Source organism: Oxobacter pfennigii (assembly GCF_001317355.1).
GTDB classification, from domain to species: domain Bacteria; phylum Bacillota; class Clostridia; order Clostridiales; family Oxobacteraceae; genus Oxobacter; species Oxobacter pfennigii.
The window spans coordinates 24,597-38,476 of record NZ_LKET01000032.1 but is presented as its reverse complement, the minus strand read 5'-3'; the positions used below and the strand labels follow the sequence as shown (position 1 = coordinate 38,476).

Genomic DNA, 13,880 nt, shown 5'->3' with positions numbered 1-13,880 from the left:
AACACGCCTTGTGTTCTCTTTTTTTAGAGAATAAAATCCACTGGAAAGTTGTAGAAATATTATAAATGGAGGTATAATATAAGTATGCAATCCAAATATAAAAGGATAATGCTTAAACTCAGCGGCGAAGCACTTGCGGGGGAAAAGGGAGCAGGTATAGATTTTGTTACGGTAAATACAATCGCAGAGCAGATAAAAAAAGTTGTTGAATTAGGTGTAGGCGTCTGTGTGGTAGTAGGCGGCGGTAATATATGGAGAGGCAGAGAAGGTGAAGGTATGGACAGGACTACTGCCGATTACATGGGTATGCTGGCTACCGTAATAAATGCTCTGGCACTGCAGGATTCATTGGAAAATATAGGTGTAGATACAAGAGTTCAGACAGCCATTGAAATGAGAGAGGTAGCTGAACCCTTCATAAGAAGGCGGGCAATGAGGCATTTGGAAAAAGAACGGGTAGTGATTTTTGCTGCCGGTACAGGCAATCCGTATTTTTCAACGGATACTACTGCTGCATTAAGAGCTGCGGAAATTGAAGCGGATGTTATACTTCTTGCTAAAAAAGTTGATGGTGTCTATGACAGCGACCCCAAGAAAAATCCCAATGCAAAAAAATTTCAAAAATTGAATTACATCGAGATTTTAGACAATGGTTTGGGAGTAATGGATTCCACTGCAACTTCATTGTGTATGGACAATAAAATTCCAATAATTGTATTTGGACTTGATAAACCGGACAACATTATAAAAGTACTTTGCGGAGAAGCTATTGGTACTTTTGTAGGCAATATATAAAATTAATATTAAGATGCCTGTCACTAATATTAAGGAGGAAATCAAATGGTAAAGGAAGTTTACAAATCATCCGAAGAAAAGATGAATAAAACCATAACTGTGTTAAAAAAGGAATTAGCATCATTGAAGGCCGGCAGGGCTAACCCTTCTATACTTGATAAAATTGTCGTACCATATTATGGTACACCAACACCCATAAGCCAGATAGCAAGCATAGCTGTTCCTGAGCCCAGGTTATTAACGGTACAGCCCTGGGATTCAAGCATACTTAAAGAGATAGAAAAAGAAATACTAAAATCCGATTTAGGCTTAAACCCTACTAATGACGGGAAGTTAATCCGGCTATTGATTCCCGAATTGACGGAAGAAACCAGAAAGAACCTGGTAAAGGTTATTAAAAAGCATGGTGAAGAGGCAAAGGTTGCTGTAAGGTCCATAAGAAGAGAAGCTAACGAAAAAATAAAGGCCTTGAAAAAAGAAAGCACTATAACCGAAGACCAGGAGAAAAAGGGCGAAGAAGATATTCAGAAATTAACTGATAATATCATCAAGGAAATCGACAGGATTGTCGAAACCAAAGAAAAGGAAATAATGGAGGTATAATATTGCTTCCTGATATACTGGGGTTCATACTTGACGAGGGTATTATAAAGCTTAATATGGCAGGTATAGTAAATGATGATATAATTATAGAAGAATACTATTCTCCAAGAAAAGAAAAAATCGGAGAAGAAAAAAGAATTCTTAAAGTTTATAACAATGCTCAAAAGATAATACTTATTGTAGGCTGCTTTTAACCCCTCAAAACAGAGGGGTTTTTTGCAAGCGAGGGGTGAAATTATGTTTTCCTTCTTTAAGAAACCAAAAAAAGCAGAAGAGGATTTGCTTAATAAAATAGATAAATCAAGGCTGCCTCAGCATATAGCTATAATAATGGATGGTAACGGCCGGTGGGCAAGGCATCGAAATTTACCGAGAGCCATGGGCCATAAAGCAGGCGTAGAAGCCATAAGAGATATTGTAAGAGCTTCATCGGAACTGGGTATTAAAGTGCTCACACTGTACGCTTTTTCAACAGAGAACTGGAAGCGGCCTGCTGATGAAGTAAATGCCCTTATGAATCTTCTGGTGGAATATTTAAGAAAAGAAGTACAGGAGCTTCATGAAAAGAAAGTGAAAATAATGGCTATAGGTGATATAACCAAGCTTCCTCTAATGTGCCAGCAGGAGCTTAAAAATGCCTTCAATATAACTAAAAACAATGACGGCCTTGTATTAAATCTAGCCCTTAACTACGGAAGCAGAAATGAAATAATAAGTGCTGTAAGAAAAATTAGTGCAGATGTTAAAAAGGGAAGTTTTGACCCTGAAAAGATAGACGAGTCTTTGATATCCAGATATCTTTCAACAAAAAATCTTCCCGACCCGGATCTTATAATAAGGCCCAGTGGAGAATTAAGACTGAGCAATTTTTTGTTATGGCAGTGTGCATATTCGGAATTATGGTTTTCAGATGTAAATTGGCCGGATTTTAAAAGAAATCACCTTTATAAAGCAATATACGATTTTCAGATCAGGGATCGAAGATTTGGTGGAATTAAGCAATAGAAAGAAGGTTTTTGCATGCTCTTAAAAAGAATACTAAGCGCTGTCATAGCTCTGCCAATACTTTTCGCAGCAGTGCTAATAAACGTAAATATATTCTTTGTAGCCTTATTAATAGTAACGGGTATAGCTTTATATGAATATTTCAACGCCGTATGCAGCAGCAATATAAAACCTATGAAAGTTATAGGAATTTCCGGCGGACTTGTTATGGTCCTACTTCTTTATAACAGCCAGACAAGAGTATTTGCCGTACCTTATATTACCATATTAACTTTAATTCTTTTGTCCATACCCGTTTTCTCAAAAAAATATAATTTTTGGGGAGCAGGAGCTACGATAGTAGGGATATTATATATATCCTTGTTTTTCGGATACCTGTATCTTATAAGGGCAATACAAGGCATCGGTGTATATTTAATATGGTTTGTTTTCATTTGCTCATGGGTAACGGACACTTCTGCATATTTTTCAGGGATGTTCTTTGGCAAAAACAAACTGGCCCCTGATATAAGCCCCAAAAAGACAATAGAAGGAGCCATAGGAGGAGTGGTTGGAAGCTGTATTGTATGTGTATTATACGGAGTATTTTTGAATATGCAGAATATAATTGATATCCCAATTTTCAGTATCATCATAATGGGCATAATAGGCAGTATTATATCTCAGATTGGTGATTTGGCAGCTTCAGCCATAAAAAGGAATGTGGGTATAAAAGATTACGGCCATATTATGCCTGGCCACGGCGGTGTCCTTGACAGGTTTGATAGCATACTTTTCCTGGCACCGGTAATATATTATTATATAAGGTATGTTTTCTACTGATTTCCACCATGGATAAAATAAATACATAATTTGGGAGTATAATCATGAAGAATATATCAGTTTTGGGTTCGACAGGTTCAATTGGTGTTCAAACCCTTGATGTGGTAAGAAAAAACAAAGATAAGTTTAATATAGTAGGTTTGTCGGCAAACAGCAATGCAGACCTTCTCTATGAACAGATTGTGGAGTTTAGACCACAAAAAGCGGCGATTTTTGATGATGCATGTGTAAATAAATTAAGGGAAAGATTAAATAATATCAACTTGAAAACAGAAATAACCTCCGGCATGGAAGGTTTGATTGAAGTTGCAACCATAGATGATGCGCACATGGTTTTGGTAGCGGTTGTGGGAATGGTGGGTTTGCAGCCTACGGTAAAAGCCATAGAAAAAAGCAAGGATATTGCCCTTGCAAACAAAGAAACCCTGGTTGCCGGCGGTCGTGTTGTTATGGAAGCATTAAAAAACTCACGTTCAAAGCTTATTCCGGTAGACAGCGAACATTCGGCAATATTTCAGTGCCTCCAATTAAGCAGCAATCCAAAAGATGTGGAAAAGATAATACTTACAGCTTCGGGAGGACCTTTCAGAGGTAAAAAAACAGAAGATTTAGTTGATATATCCCCGGAAAAGGCCTTAAAGCATCCAAACTGGAGCATGGGCAGAAAAATAAGCATAGATTCGGCTACACTTATGAATAAAGGCTTAGAAGTAATTGAAGCCCACTGGCTTTTTGACAGAAACTTTGACAAAATAGATGTAGTGGTTCATCCACAGAGCATAATTCACTCAATGGTGGAATACATCGATGGGTCAATAATTGCCCAGTTGGGAGCAGCGGATATGAGAAATCCCATATTATATGCGCTGTCCTATCCTGAAAGATTACCAGGAGTATCCCATAAGCTCAATTTAGTTGAGGCAGGCAAACTCACCTTCGAAGAGCCGGATTATGAAACCTTTAAATGCCTTAAGCTCTCATATGATGCGGGAAAGATAGGCGGCACCATGCCGGTTGTTTTGAATGCGGCTAATGAAGCCGCTGTTGATTTGTTTTCGAAAGGGAAAATAAAGTTCTTAGATATACAGGATATTGTAGAGCAGTCAATGTTAAAGCATAATACAAATGAAAAACCTTCAATTGAAGAGATAATTGAAATTGACAAAAATACCAAGAGTTTTATATATAAAAATTACTTGAAATAAAGGATGGTGTGTTAATGATAACTCTGTTAGCAGTTGTATTTGTATTCGGCCTGCTGATAATGGGGCATGAATTTGGTCATTTTATAATGGCTAAGCTTAATAATATAAAAGTTCTGGAATTTGCCTTTGGCATGGGACCCAGGTTATTTAAATTTGACGGTAAAGAGACGGCATATTCATTAAGGATTTTTCCAATCGGCGGTTATGTCAAGATGCTGGGTGAAGAAGAAGAGGTTAATGATCCAAGGTCTTTCAGCAGCAAAAAAACCCTTGCAAAAATGTCGGTAATTGCAGCGGGACCCATTATGAATATAATCATTGCCGTTGTGATATTTGCCATAATTTCCATGACTTCCGGCTATGTAAAACCCATAGTTTCTAAATTGGTGGATGAGTATCCTGCCGCTAAAAATGCGGGTATACTTCCTGGAGACAGGATTATCAGGGTAAACGGCCAGAAAATATCGACCTATGAGGATTACCTGGTTTTTGTATATGAAAACGGCGGCAAGCCTTTCAATATCGTTATTGACAGGAACGGAGACCAAAAAAGCTTTGAGCTTAATCCAATATGGAATGCCGAGGAAGAAAGATACATGATAGGTATTGAAGCAACTATAGGCAGAGCCAATATTTTGGAAGCCCTGAACTATGGAGTCAACAATACCTGGTCCTTTGTAAAGCAAATAGGCGGCTTCTTTAAGAATCTTATTATGGGAAAGGCTTCGACGGAAGATGTAAGCGGTCCCGTAGGAATCATCAAATTTGCGGGAGATGCGGCAAGGCAGGGCTTTAACAGTCTTCTTGTATTCACTGCCTTTTTAAGCATAAATTTAGCCATAATGAACCTCATACCCTTCCCGGCCTTAGACGGAGGATGGCTGTTTATTTTAGTCATTGAAGGTTTAAGAAGAAGAAGGTTAGATGCAAATAAAATAGGAGTGGTAAACTTCATTGGTTTTGCATTCCTCATGATTTTAACGGTATTGATTACCTTCAGGGATTTTCTAAGATTAAGCATATTTTAAGCAGGTGGTATTATGCAAAGAAAAAACACCAGGCAGGTTAAAGCAGGAAATGTTTATATAGGAGACAATAACAAAATTGCCATTCAGTCCATGTGCAACACCGATACAAGGGATGTTAAAAAGACCGTAGAGCAGATAAAAAGGTTAGAGGATATAGGCTGCGAAATAATTAGGGTAGCGGTACCTGATACCGAAGCTGCTCTGGCTATAAAAGGCATTAAGAAAAGAATAAAAATTCCCCTTGTCGCTGATATACATTTTGACTATCGTTTAGCTCTTTTATCCATGGAAAATGGGGTGGATAAATTAAGGATTAATCCAGGCAATATAGGAAGCATAGACAGAGTAAAGACTGTCGTTGAAATGGCAAAGGATAAAAACATTCCTATAAGAATAGGTGTAAATTCTGGCTCCTTGGAAAAGGATATGCTTTTAAAATACGGAGGAGTTACGTCACAAGCTCTTGTTGAAAGTGCCTTGAAACATGTTGATATCCTTGAAAAATGCAGCTTTTATGATACTGTTATTTCCATAAAATCTTCAAATGTGATGACAATGATAGATTCTTACCGTTTGATTTCACAAAGAACAGATTATCCTCTTCATTTAGGCGTTACCGAAGCCGGCACGCTGATGTCCGGAACCATTAAATCTTCCGTAGGCATAGGCGCTCTTCTGTCAGAGGGAATAGGAGATACTATAAGGGTGTCCTTAACGGGGGACCCGGCAGATGAAGTAAAGGTAGGCCGTCAGATTTTAAAAGCCCTAGGTTTATTAAGGGGCGGAATAGAAGTAATATCCTGCCCTACTTGCGGAAGGACAAGCATTGACCTTATAAAAATAGCCACTGAAGTTGAAGAGAAGATAACGGATATGGATAAAAATTTAAAGGTGGCCATTATGGGCTGTGCCGTAAACGGGCCGGGAGAAGCCAGGGAGGCCGACATTGGAATTGCAGGAGGCCAGGGAGAATGCTTGCTGTTTAAAAAAGGAGAGATAATAAGAAAAATTCCTGAAAGAGACATCATAAGGGAGCTTATCGACGAAATCAAGAGCATGTAGTTAATTTTACAAATATGGCAAAAATAGAACAGGGATTATTATCTGTTCTATTTTTATGTTAGAATATTAAAGAGAGCACGGATGATATCCAACACTTTAAAAGTGGAGGAATATAAATGAAAATAACTGCCATTATTCCCGCCTATAATGAGGTAAAACACATTGCAGATGTCCTTTTGGTATTAAAAAAAGTAAATATTATAGATGAAATTATAGTGGTAAGCGACGGCTCTTGTGACGGTACCGCGGAAAAGGCCAGATCTTTCGGCGTTAATGTAATAGAATTAAAGAACAACTTAGGAAAGGGCGGCGCCATGAAGGAGGGCTTGAAAAACTGTGGTGCAAGTATTGTACTTTTTCTCGATGCGGATTTGATAGGGTTGACAGAAAAACATATTTACAATTTACTGTCTCCTGTCATTAACGATTTTGCTGATATGACCATCGGTATTTTCGCTAACGGAAGATTGGCAACGGATTTGGCACAAAAAATTGCTCCTCATCTTTCAGGTCAAAGAGCAGTCAAAAAATCCGTTATCGATAACATTGAAAATATGTACATAACAAGGTACGGAATAGAAGCAGCCCTTACAAAATATGCAGAGATAAATAATTTAAGGGTAGATATGGTTCCACTGCCTGACATGACTCATCATATGAAAGAAGAAAAGCTTGGATTGGCAAAAGGTTTTGCTGCCAGGCTTAAGATGTACTGGGATATATTAAGGTGTATGGGAATACATATCAAAAGAAAAAGAGCCGGAGGTAAAAGATGACAAAAGCTTTGAAAGAATTTCTTAAGGGCATTGAGATTGAAGAAAATCTTGTGCCTTTAGTTGAAGATATTAATATCGAAAAAGTGTCGGTAAACAAAAAGGATAGAAGCTTTAATATATATGTTAAATCAACAATTGAGCTTCATAGCGATGCAATAAAGTCTTTGTGCAGCATCATAAGAAAAAAATACGGTATAAATGAAACTGTTGACATTATACCCATAAAAAAGCCAGCAAAAGCTCTGGATATGAACACTATGGATTCGGAGTATTTTGAGGATATAATCAAATATGTTTCCCTTAAGGTGCCCATGATAAATGGCTCTTTTAAAAATGTCCAGAGGAAGATAGAGGCTAACGATTACATATTGATTTTAGAGAATAAATTCAGTTATGATTTTCTAACTTCGAAGGGCTGCCATGATTTAATAAGGGAATATATTAAAGAAAATTACGGCATAAAAGTAAACATTAAGCTTGATTATAAAGAGGACTTAAGCTCTCACACAGAATATTTTGCAAAAAAACAGGAAGAGGATAAAGCGCTTTTATCGGATTTTATAAAAAATACTAAAAACAGCAGCTCCGCTGCCATAAAAGAGGACAGCAAATCTCCCCTTATACTGGGAAAAAAGACTGATGATTTTGTGATCCCTATTAAGGAAGTAAATGATTTATCAGGAAGGATAACCATTGAAGGGGATATATTTGATTTAAAAATCATTGAGACAAAAACCGGAAGGACCATCATTAGCTTTAATATAACGGATTATACAAGTTCCATTACCGTAAAAGCCTTTCCAAACGAGAAAACTGGTGACGCATTAAAAGAAAGGTTAAAGGTAGGCCTTCACTGCAAAGTAAGAGGAGAAGCATCCTTTGATAAATACTCAAAGGAAACCACCATGATAGCATCTGATATCGAAGAGACCAAGGGCATTTCAAGGATGGATGATTATCCAGAAAAAAGAGTGGAACTTCATCTGCATACTCAGATGAGTTCTATGGACGGTGTAAGTGACGTTTCCCATCTTATAAAAACTGCTGCCAAATGGGGCCATAAAGCAGTTGCCATTACAGACCATGGTGTGGTACAAGCCTTTCCGGAAGCTGCGGAAGCGGCGGCAAAATATAATATAAAGGTGCTCTATGGCGTTGAAGCCTATATGGTAGATGACGGAGTACCCATTGTATATAACAGCAATGACACCTCCTTAGATTGTGAGTTTGTTGTATTTGACATTGAAACCACGGGATTGTCAAGCTTTACGGACAAGATAACGGAGATAGGTGCCGTTAAAATAAAGGAAGGGCAGATTACAGACAGCTTCAGCGCCCTTATAAACCCAGGAGTTAAAATTCCAAGGAATATTGTTGAATTAACTGGAATTGATGATGAAATGGTTAAGGACAAGCCCCCTATATCTGTCGTACTGCCGGAATTTTTAAGCTTTATTGGGGATGCGCCTTTAGTTGCCCATAATGCCAAATTTGATGTAGGCTTTATAAAGCAAAACGCAAGGAAGCTGGGAGCGGAAATAAATAATCCCGTTGTTGATACCTTAACCTTATCAAGAATGCTTTTCCCTGAACTTAAGAAGCATAAGCTTGATGTAGTTGCAAAGCACTTAGGTATAAAACTTGAAAACCATCACAGGGCAGTGGATGATTCTGAATGTACCGGAAGGATATTTTTAAAATGCCTTGATATCATTAAAGAAAAGGGTGCAAGTAAGCTTAAGGATATAAACAGCATATTTAACGGAAAGCAGGATTATAAAAAGGCCGATACCTACCACACAGTTTTAATAGTTAAAAATTATGAAGGACTTTTGAATCTATATAAGCTTATTTCCATATCCCACTTGAACTATTATTACAGGAGGCCGAGGATTTTAAAGAGCCTTCTTATGGAGTATAAAGAAGGGCTTATAATAGGTTCGGGCTGTGAAGCGGGGCTTTTATTCAGGGAAGTGCTGCGCGGGGCAAGCGATTCTGAGCTTGCGGACATTGTGAGATTTTATGATTATCTTGAAATTCAGCCAATTGCCAATAATGAATTTTTAGTCCGTGAAAACAGGGTGCAAAATGAAGAAGAGCTAAAAAACATCAACAAAAGGATAGTGGATTTAGGTATTAAATATAAAAAGCCTGTGGTTGCCACAGGAGACGTCCATTTCTTAAATCCCGAAGATGAGGTATACAGAAGGATTTTGATGTCAGGTCAGGGCTTTGAAGATGCAGACAAGCAGGCTCCTCTCTATTTAAAGACCACGCGGGAGATGATGGATGAATTTTCTTATTTAGGCAAAGAGTATGCCTATGATGTTGTTATAAAAAATCCCAATTTAATTGCGGATATGGTGGAGGTTATAAAGCCCATACCCGATGAAACCTTTACGCCTAAAATAGACGGTGCCGATGATGAAATCAGAAAGATGACCATGGACAGAGCTCATGAGATATATGGAGAAAACCTTCCAGAGATAGTCGTGAAAAGATTAGATAAAGAATTAAATTCTATAATAAATAACGGCTATGCCGTATTGTACTTAATAGCCCAAAAGCTGGTTCATAAGTCTGTAAATGACGGCTATCTGGTAGGCTCCAGGGGCTCTGTAGGATCTTCCTTTGTGGCTACCATGTGCGGTATTACAGAAGTTAATCCCCTTCCCCCTCATTATGTATGCAAAAAGTGCAAGCACTCGGAATTTATAACCGACGGCTCCATAGGCTCCGGTGCTGATTTGGAGGATAAAATATGCCCCAACTGCGGTGAGGAGCTAATAAAGGAAGGACACGACATACCCTTTGAAGTATTTTTAGGATTTGAAGGAGACAAGGAGCCTGATATAGACTTGAATTTCTCGGGAGATTATCAACCCGTAGCTCATAGATATACAGAAGAGCTCTTTGGAAAGGGACATGTCTTCAGAGCGGGGACCATCGGTACAATTGCTGATAAAACTGCCTATGGTTTTGTTAAAAACTATCTTGCAGAAAAAAACATAGTAACTTCCCAAGCAGAGGTTGAGAGGCTTACTAAAGGGTGTACGGGAGTTAAAAGGACAACAGGCCAGCACCCAGGCGGTGTAATGGTCGTTCCGAGAGATAATGAAATATATCAGTTTACTCCGGTGCAGCACCCGGCTGATGATTCTGAATCGGATATCATAACCACCCATTTTGATTACCATTCCATAAGCGGAAGGTTACTTAAGCTTGATATATTAGGTCATGACGACCCGACGGTAATTAAAATGCTTCAGGATTTAACGGGAATAGATCCAACAACCCTGCCTTTAGGAGATGAAAGGGTAATCGGGCTATTTACCTCCCCTGAGCCTTTGGGAATAAAAAAAGGAGATATAAACTGCGAGGTCGGAACCTTAGGCCTTCCTGAATTTGGAACAAAGTTTGTAAGGCAGATGCTTGTGGATACAAAGCCTAAAACCTTTGCGGAACTGGTAAGGATAAGCGGACTGTCCCACGGTACGGATGTATGGCTTAATAATGCCCAGGACCTTATAAGAAGCAACACCGCCACACTTAAAGAAGTAATCTGTACAAGGGACGATATAATGCTTTATCTTATGTATAAAGGTGTAAAGCCAAAGAGCGCATTTAACATAATGGAAAGAGTAAGAAAGGGAAAGGGCTTAAGGCCGGAAGATATGGAGGAGATGAAGGCAAATGATGTGCCCCAGTGGTATATTGATTCCTGCAACAAGATAAAATACATGTTCCCTAAGGGCCATGCAGTTGCCTATGTTATGATGGCCATAAGGATTGCCTATTTTAAAGTCTATTATCCTTTATGTTATTATGCAGCTTATTTCTCTATAAGGGCTGATGAGTTTGATGCCGACATCATAACAAAGGGCGAAAAAAGCATAACCGATAAGATAAAGAGCATTGAGGCTATGGGAAACGAGGCCTCTCAAAAAGACAAGGGTTTGCTTACCATACTTGAAATCGCATTGGAAATGCATAAAAGAGGTTTTTCATTCTGCCCTGTGGATTTGTACAAGTCTGATGCAGTGAAGTTTTTAATCGAAGGAAATAGCCTTATTCCTCCCCTTAACTCTTTGCAGGGATTGGGAGAAGCAGCTGCAAGAAGCATAATGGAGTCAAGAGAAAAGGGAAATTTCATATCCATTGAAGATTTAAGAAACCGTGCAAAGGTTTCCAAAACTGTTATTGAGATACTTAAAAATCATGGATGTTTGCGTGATATGCCCGAGAGCAATCAGCTGACTTTATTTTAAGCTTGAAATATCAGAATTATGATGGTATAATAGCACTGAGTTTGGTAAAATCTTTTAATTGTGCACAAAGAGTGGGAAAAACCCACTCTTTCATATTACTTAAGCCTGTCATGGGTTATGCGGTATAATACATATGCATAATTGGGAAAATAATTAATAAAACCAAAGAGAGGGACTCCTATGGCAAAGAAGAAAGTGGAAGAAACGGTAGAGGAATTATGCCTGCCAATTGCAAATAGACTGGGACTTAACTTAATAGACGTTGAATATAAAAAAGAAGGCAGCAATTATGTGCTGAGAATAATAATAGATAAACCACAGGGTATAGTAATCGAAGATTGTGAGAATTTAAGCAGGGAATTGGATGAGAAATTAGATGAATTGGACCCCATCCAAAATGCTTACAGCCTTGAAGTGCAGTCACCGGGTGAGCGCATTTTAGTTCATGAAAGGGAATACGAATACTTTAAGGACAGGGATGTCGAAGTGAAGTTTTATGAACCCTTAGAGGGTAAAAAAGTATTCGAAGGTATATTAAAAGGTTTAAAAGACGGAAATGTAACCATTCAAACTGAAAAGGGAGAGGATGCGCAGTTCCCCATGGACAAAATCGCGCATGTCAGATTGAAAATCAAATTATAGAAGGAGGGTTAAAAGAAATGAATGGGGAGTTTATTGAGGCAGTAAGTCAGATAGCAAAGGAAAAGGGGATTCAGCCCGAGGTTTTATTCGAAGCCTTGGAATCCGCACTTGTTTCTGCCTATAAAAAGAATTTCGGTTCGGCACAAAATGTTAAGATAACCATCAACAGAGAGACCGGAGATGTCCATGTATACGCTCAGAAGACCATGGTAGATGAAGTAATGGATGAATTGCTTGAAATATCCATAGACGATGCCAAGCGCATTGATAGAAATTACAAATTAGGGGATATTATCGATATCGAGGTAACGCCAAAAACCTTCGGAAGAATTGCCGCCCAGACAGCAAAACAGGTAGTGGTTCAAAAGATAAGAGAAGCTGAAAGGGGTATAATTTACGAGCAGTTCTCCAGCAAGGAAAACGACCTTGTCATTGGTACAGTACAGAGAAAAGATAAACAAAATGTTTATATAGACCTTGGCAAAACCGAAGCTGTCCTCGGGCAAAGCGAACAAATGCCCGGAGAAGAGTACAACTTCCAGGACAGGTTGAAGCTCTATGTGGTGGAAGTTAAAAAGACCAGTAAGGGACCTCAGATAATAGTATCAAGAACCCATCCCGGTCTCGTAAAAAGGCTCTTTGAACAGGAAGTGCCCGAGATATTCGAAGGTGTCGTTGAAATAAAAGGCATTGCAAGAGAAGCTGGGTCCAGAACAAAAATCGCCGTTCATTCAAATGACGAAAATGTGGATCCGACAGGTGCCTGTATTGGACCTAAGGGTACCAGGGTTCAAAGTATAGTTGATGAATTAAAGGGAGAAAAAATAGATGTTATTAAATGGAGCAAAAATCCTGAGGAATTCATTGCCAGCGCATTGAGCCCGGCAAAAGTATTGAGTGTTGAGGTCAGTGAAAAGGAAAAATCGGCAAAGGTAGTGGTGCTGGATTATCAATTATCCCTTGCCATCGGAAAAGAAGGACAGAATGCAAGGCTGGCTGCAAAGCTTACAGGATGGAAAATAGACATAAAAAGTCAGTCTCAGGTTAAAGATATAGAAGATGAAATAGTTTAGGGGGCGTTCTATCATGCTCAAAAAAAAGAAAATCCCTCTTAGAATGTGTTTAGGCTGCCAGGAAATGAAACCCAAAAAAGAGCTAATCAGGGTGGTAAAGACGGCAAAGGAAGATGAGATAAAAATTGATATTACGGGTAAGCTGTCAGGCCGGGGTGCTTATGTGTGCAGGAATATGGAATGCTTTGAAAAGGCATATAAGGCTAAAAAACTGGAGCGGGCTCTGGAGCATCAGATAGCTCCTGATATTTACGAATCTCTGAGAAAGGAGATACTACCCGTTGAATGAAGAAAGATTGTATTCTTTCCTGGGAATAATTAAAAAAGCCGGTAAATTAGCAGCGGGATATAATAATTGTATCTTTGATATCAAAAAGGACAAGTGTAAATTACTTATAATAGCAGAGAATGCTTCGGACAATACCAAAGATAAATTTGAAAGTCTGTGCAAAGGCAGAAAATTATCTTATTTTATATTCGGAGATAAAGAAAGATTGGGAAGTTGTATAGGGAAGGCATCCATGTCGGTGCTGGCAATCAAAGACGAAAACATGTCAAAGGTGGTACAGAGTATGTTTGAGTAAATAATATTCGGGGGTGT

Annotated in this window: 14 protein-coding genes; all 14 read left to right on the top strand. The window is 38.6% G+C overall.

Going from position 1 to position 13,880, the window contains the following annotated elements; genetic code table 11:
- Positions 1-84: 84 nt before the first annotated feature.
- The 14 genes from pyrH to OXPF_RS10235 all read left to right on the top strand — a co-directional run bounded on the left by pyrH (position 85) and on the right by OXPF_RS10235 (position 13,863).
- A complete protein-coding gene (gene pyrH / locus OXPF_RS10300; RefSeq protein ID WP_054875129.1) occupies positions 85-795 on the top strand; it encodes a UMP kinase in 711 nt (236 codons plus the stop codon).
- 45 nt (positions 796-840) lie between these two features.
- Positions 841-1,398 (top strand): ribosome recycling factor, encoded by a 558-nt coding sequence (frr, locus tag OXPF_RS10295; protein ID WP_054875128.1) that lies wholly within the window; start codon positions 841-843, stop codon positions 1,396-1,398.
- Between the two features lie 2 nt (positions 1,399-1,400).
- Positions 1,401-1,592 carry a hypothetical protein gene (locus OXPF_RS10290; protein WP_054875127.1) on the top strand — a complete coding sequence of 64 codons (192 nt, stop codon included), beginning with the start codon at positions 1,401-1,403 and terminating at the stop codon, positions 1,590-1,592.
- Between the two features lie 43 nt (positions 1,593-1,635).
- Positions 1,636-2,403, top strand: coding sequence for an isoprenyl transferase (locus tag OXPF_RS10285; RefSeq protein ID WP_054875126.1), 768 nt, complete (start codon positions 1,636-1,638; stop codon positions 2,401-2,403).
- 15 nt (positions 2,404-2,418) lie between these two features.
- A complete protein-coding gene (locus OXPF_RS10280) occupies positions 2,419-3,225 on the top strand; it encodes a phosphatidate cytidylyltransferase (RefSeq protein ID WP_054875125.1) in 807 nt (268 codons plus the stop codon).
- A gap of 44 nt (positions 3,226-3,269) precedes the next feature.
- On the top strand, positions 3,270-4,430 hold the full coding sequence (dxr, locus tag OXPF_RS10275) for a 1-deoxy-D-xylulose-5-phosphate reductoisomerase (protein ID WP_054875124.1): 1,161 nt from the start codon (positions 3,270-3,272) through the stop codon (positions 4,428-4,430).
- Positions 4,431-4,444: 14 nt separating this feature from the next.
- A complete protein-coding gene (gene rseP / locus OXPF_RS10270) occupies positions 4,445-5,458 on the top strand; it encodes an RIP metalloprotease RseP (RefSeq protein ID WP_054875123.1) in 1,014 nt (337 codons plus the stop codon).
- Positions 5,459-5,470: 12 nt separating this feature from the next.
- A complete protein-coding gene (gene ispG / locus OXPF_RS10265) occupies positions 5,471-6,520 on the top strand; it encodes a flavodoxin-dependent (E)-4-hydroxy-3-methylbut-2-enyl-diphosphate synthase (protein ID WP_054875122.1) in 1,050 nt (349 codons plus the stop codon).
- Positions 6,521-6,636: 116 nt separating this feature from the next.
- Positions 6,637-7,296 (top strand): glycosyltransferase family 2 protein, encoded by a 660-nt coding sequence (locus OXPF_RS10260; RefSeq protein WP_054875121.1) that lies wholly within the window; start codon positions 6,637-6,639, stop codon positions 7,294-7,296.
- Positions 7,293-11,564: a PolC-type DNA polymerase III gene (locus tag OXPF_RS10255; protein ID WP_054875120.1), complete on the top strand. Its 4,272-nt coding sequence runs from the start codon at positions 7,293-7,295 to the stop codon at positions 11,562-11,564. Before OXPF_RS10260 ends, OXPF_RS10255 begins: the two co-directional genes overlap by 4 nt.
- Before the next feature lie 180 nt (positions 11,565-11,744).
- Complete coding sequence (locus OXPF_RS10250) at positions 11,745-12,206, top strand: ribosome maturation factor RimP (protein ID WP_054875119.1); 462 nt, start codon at positions 11,745-11,747, stop codon at positions 12,204-12,206.
- Between the two features lie 17 nt (positions 12,207-12,223).
- A complete protein-coding gene (gene nusA, locus OXPF_RS10245) occupies positions 12,224-13,279 on the top strand; it encodes a transcription termination factor NusA (protein ID WP_054875118.1) in 1,056 nt (351 codons plus the stop codon).
- A 13-nt stretch (positions 13,280-13,292) separates the two neighbouring features.
- Positions 13,293-13,568: an RNase P modulator RnpM gene (gene rnpM, locus OXPF_RS10240; RefSeq protein ID WP_054875117.1), complete on the top strand. Its 276-nt coding sequence runs from the start codon at positions 13,293-13,295 to the stop codon at positions 13,566-13,568.
- Positions 13,561-13,863 carry a L7Ae/L30e/S12e/Gadd45 family ribosomal protein gene (locus tag OXPF_RS10235; RefSeq protein ID WP_054875116.1) on the top strand — a complete coding sequence of 101 codons (303 nt, stop codon included), beginning with the start codon at positions 13,561-13,563 and terminating at the stop codon, positions 13,861-13,863. Before rnpM ends, OXPF_RS10235 begins: the two co-directional genes overlap by 8 nt.
- Positions 13,864-13,880: the final 17 nt, after the last annotated feature.

Excerpts from the sequence above, each read along its gene's own strand:
- frr (WP_054875128.1), top strand. The coding sequence starts at position 841 with ATGGTAAAGGAAGTTTACAAATCATCCGAAGAAAAGATGAATAAAACC.
- pyrH (WP_054875129.1), top strand. The coding sequence starts at position 85 with ATGCAATCCAAATATAAAAGGATAATGCTTAAACTCAGCGGCGAAGCA.
- OXPF_RS10250 (WP_054875119.1), top strand. The coding sequence starts at position 11,745 with ATGGCAAAGAAGAAAGTGGAAGAAACGGTAGAGGAATTATGCCTGCCA.
- dxr (WP_054875124.1), top strand. The coding sequence starts at position 3,270 with ATGAAGAATATATCAGTTTTGGGTTCGACAGGTTCAATTGGTGTTCAA.
- OXPF_RS10280 (WP_054875125.1), top strand. The coding sequence starts at position 2,419 with ATGCTCTTAAAAAGAATACTAAGCGCTGTCATAGCTCTGCCAATACTT.
- nusA (WP_054875118.1), top strand. The coding sequence starts at position 12,224 with ATGAATGGGGAGTTTATTGAGGCAGTAAGTCAGATAGCAAAGGAAAAG.
- OXPF_RS10285 (WP_054875126.1), top strand. The coding sequence starts at position 1,636 with ATGTTTTCCTTCTTTAAGAAACCAAAAAAAGCAGAAGAGGATTTGCTT.
- rnpM (WP_054875117.1), top strand. The coding sequence starts at position 13,293 with ATGCTCAAAAAAAAGAAAATCCCTCTTAGAATGTGTTTAGGCTGCCAG.
- rseP (WP_054875123.1), top strand. The coding sequence starts at position 4,445 with ATGATAACTCTGTTAGCAGTTGTATTTGTATTCGGCCTGCTGATAATG.
- OXPF_RS10255 (WP_054875120.1), top strand. The coding sequence starts at position 7,293 with ATGACAAAAGCTTTGAAAGAATTTCTTAAGGGCATTGAGATTGAAGAA.
- ispG (WP_054875122.1), top strand. The coding sequence starts at position 5,471 with ATGCAAAGAAAAAACACCAGGCAGGTTAAAGCAGGAAATGTTTATATA.
- OXPF_RS10260 (WP_054875121.1), top strand. The coding sequence starts at position 6,637 with ATGAAAATAACTGCCATTATTCCCGCCTATAATGAGGTAAAACACATT.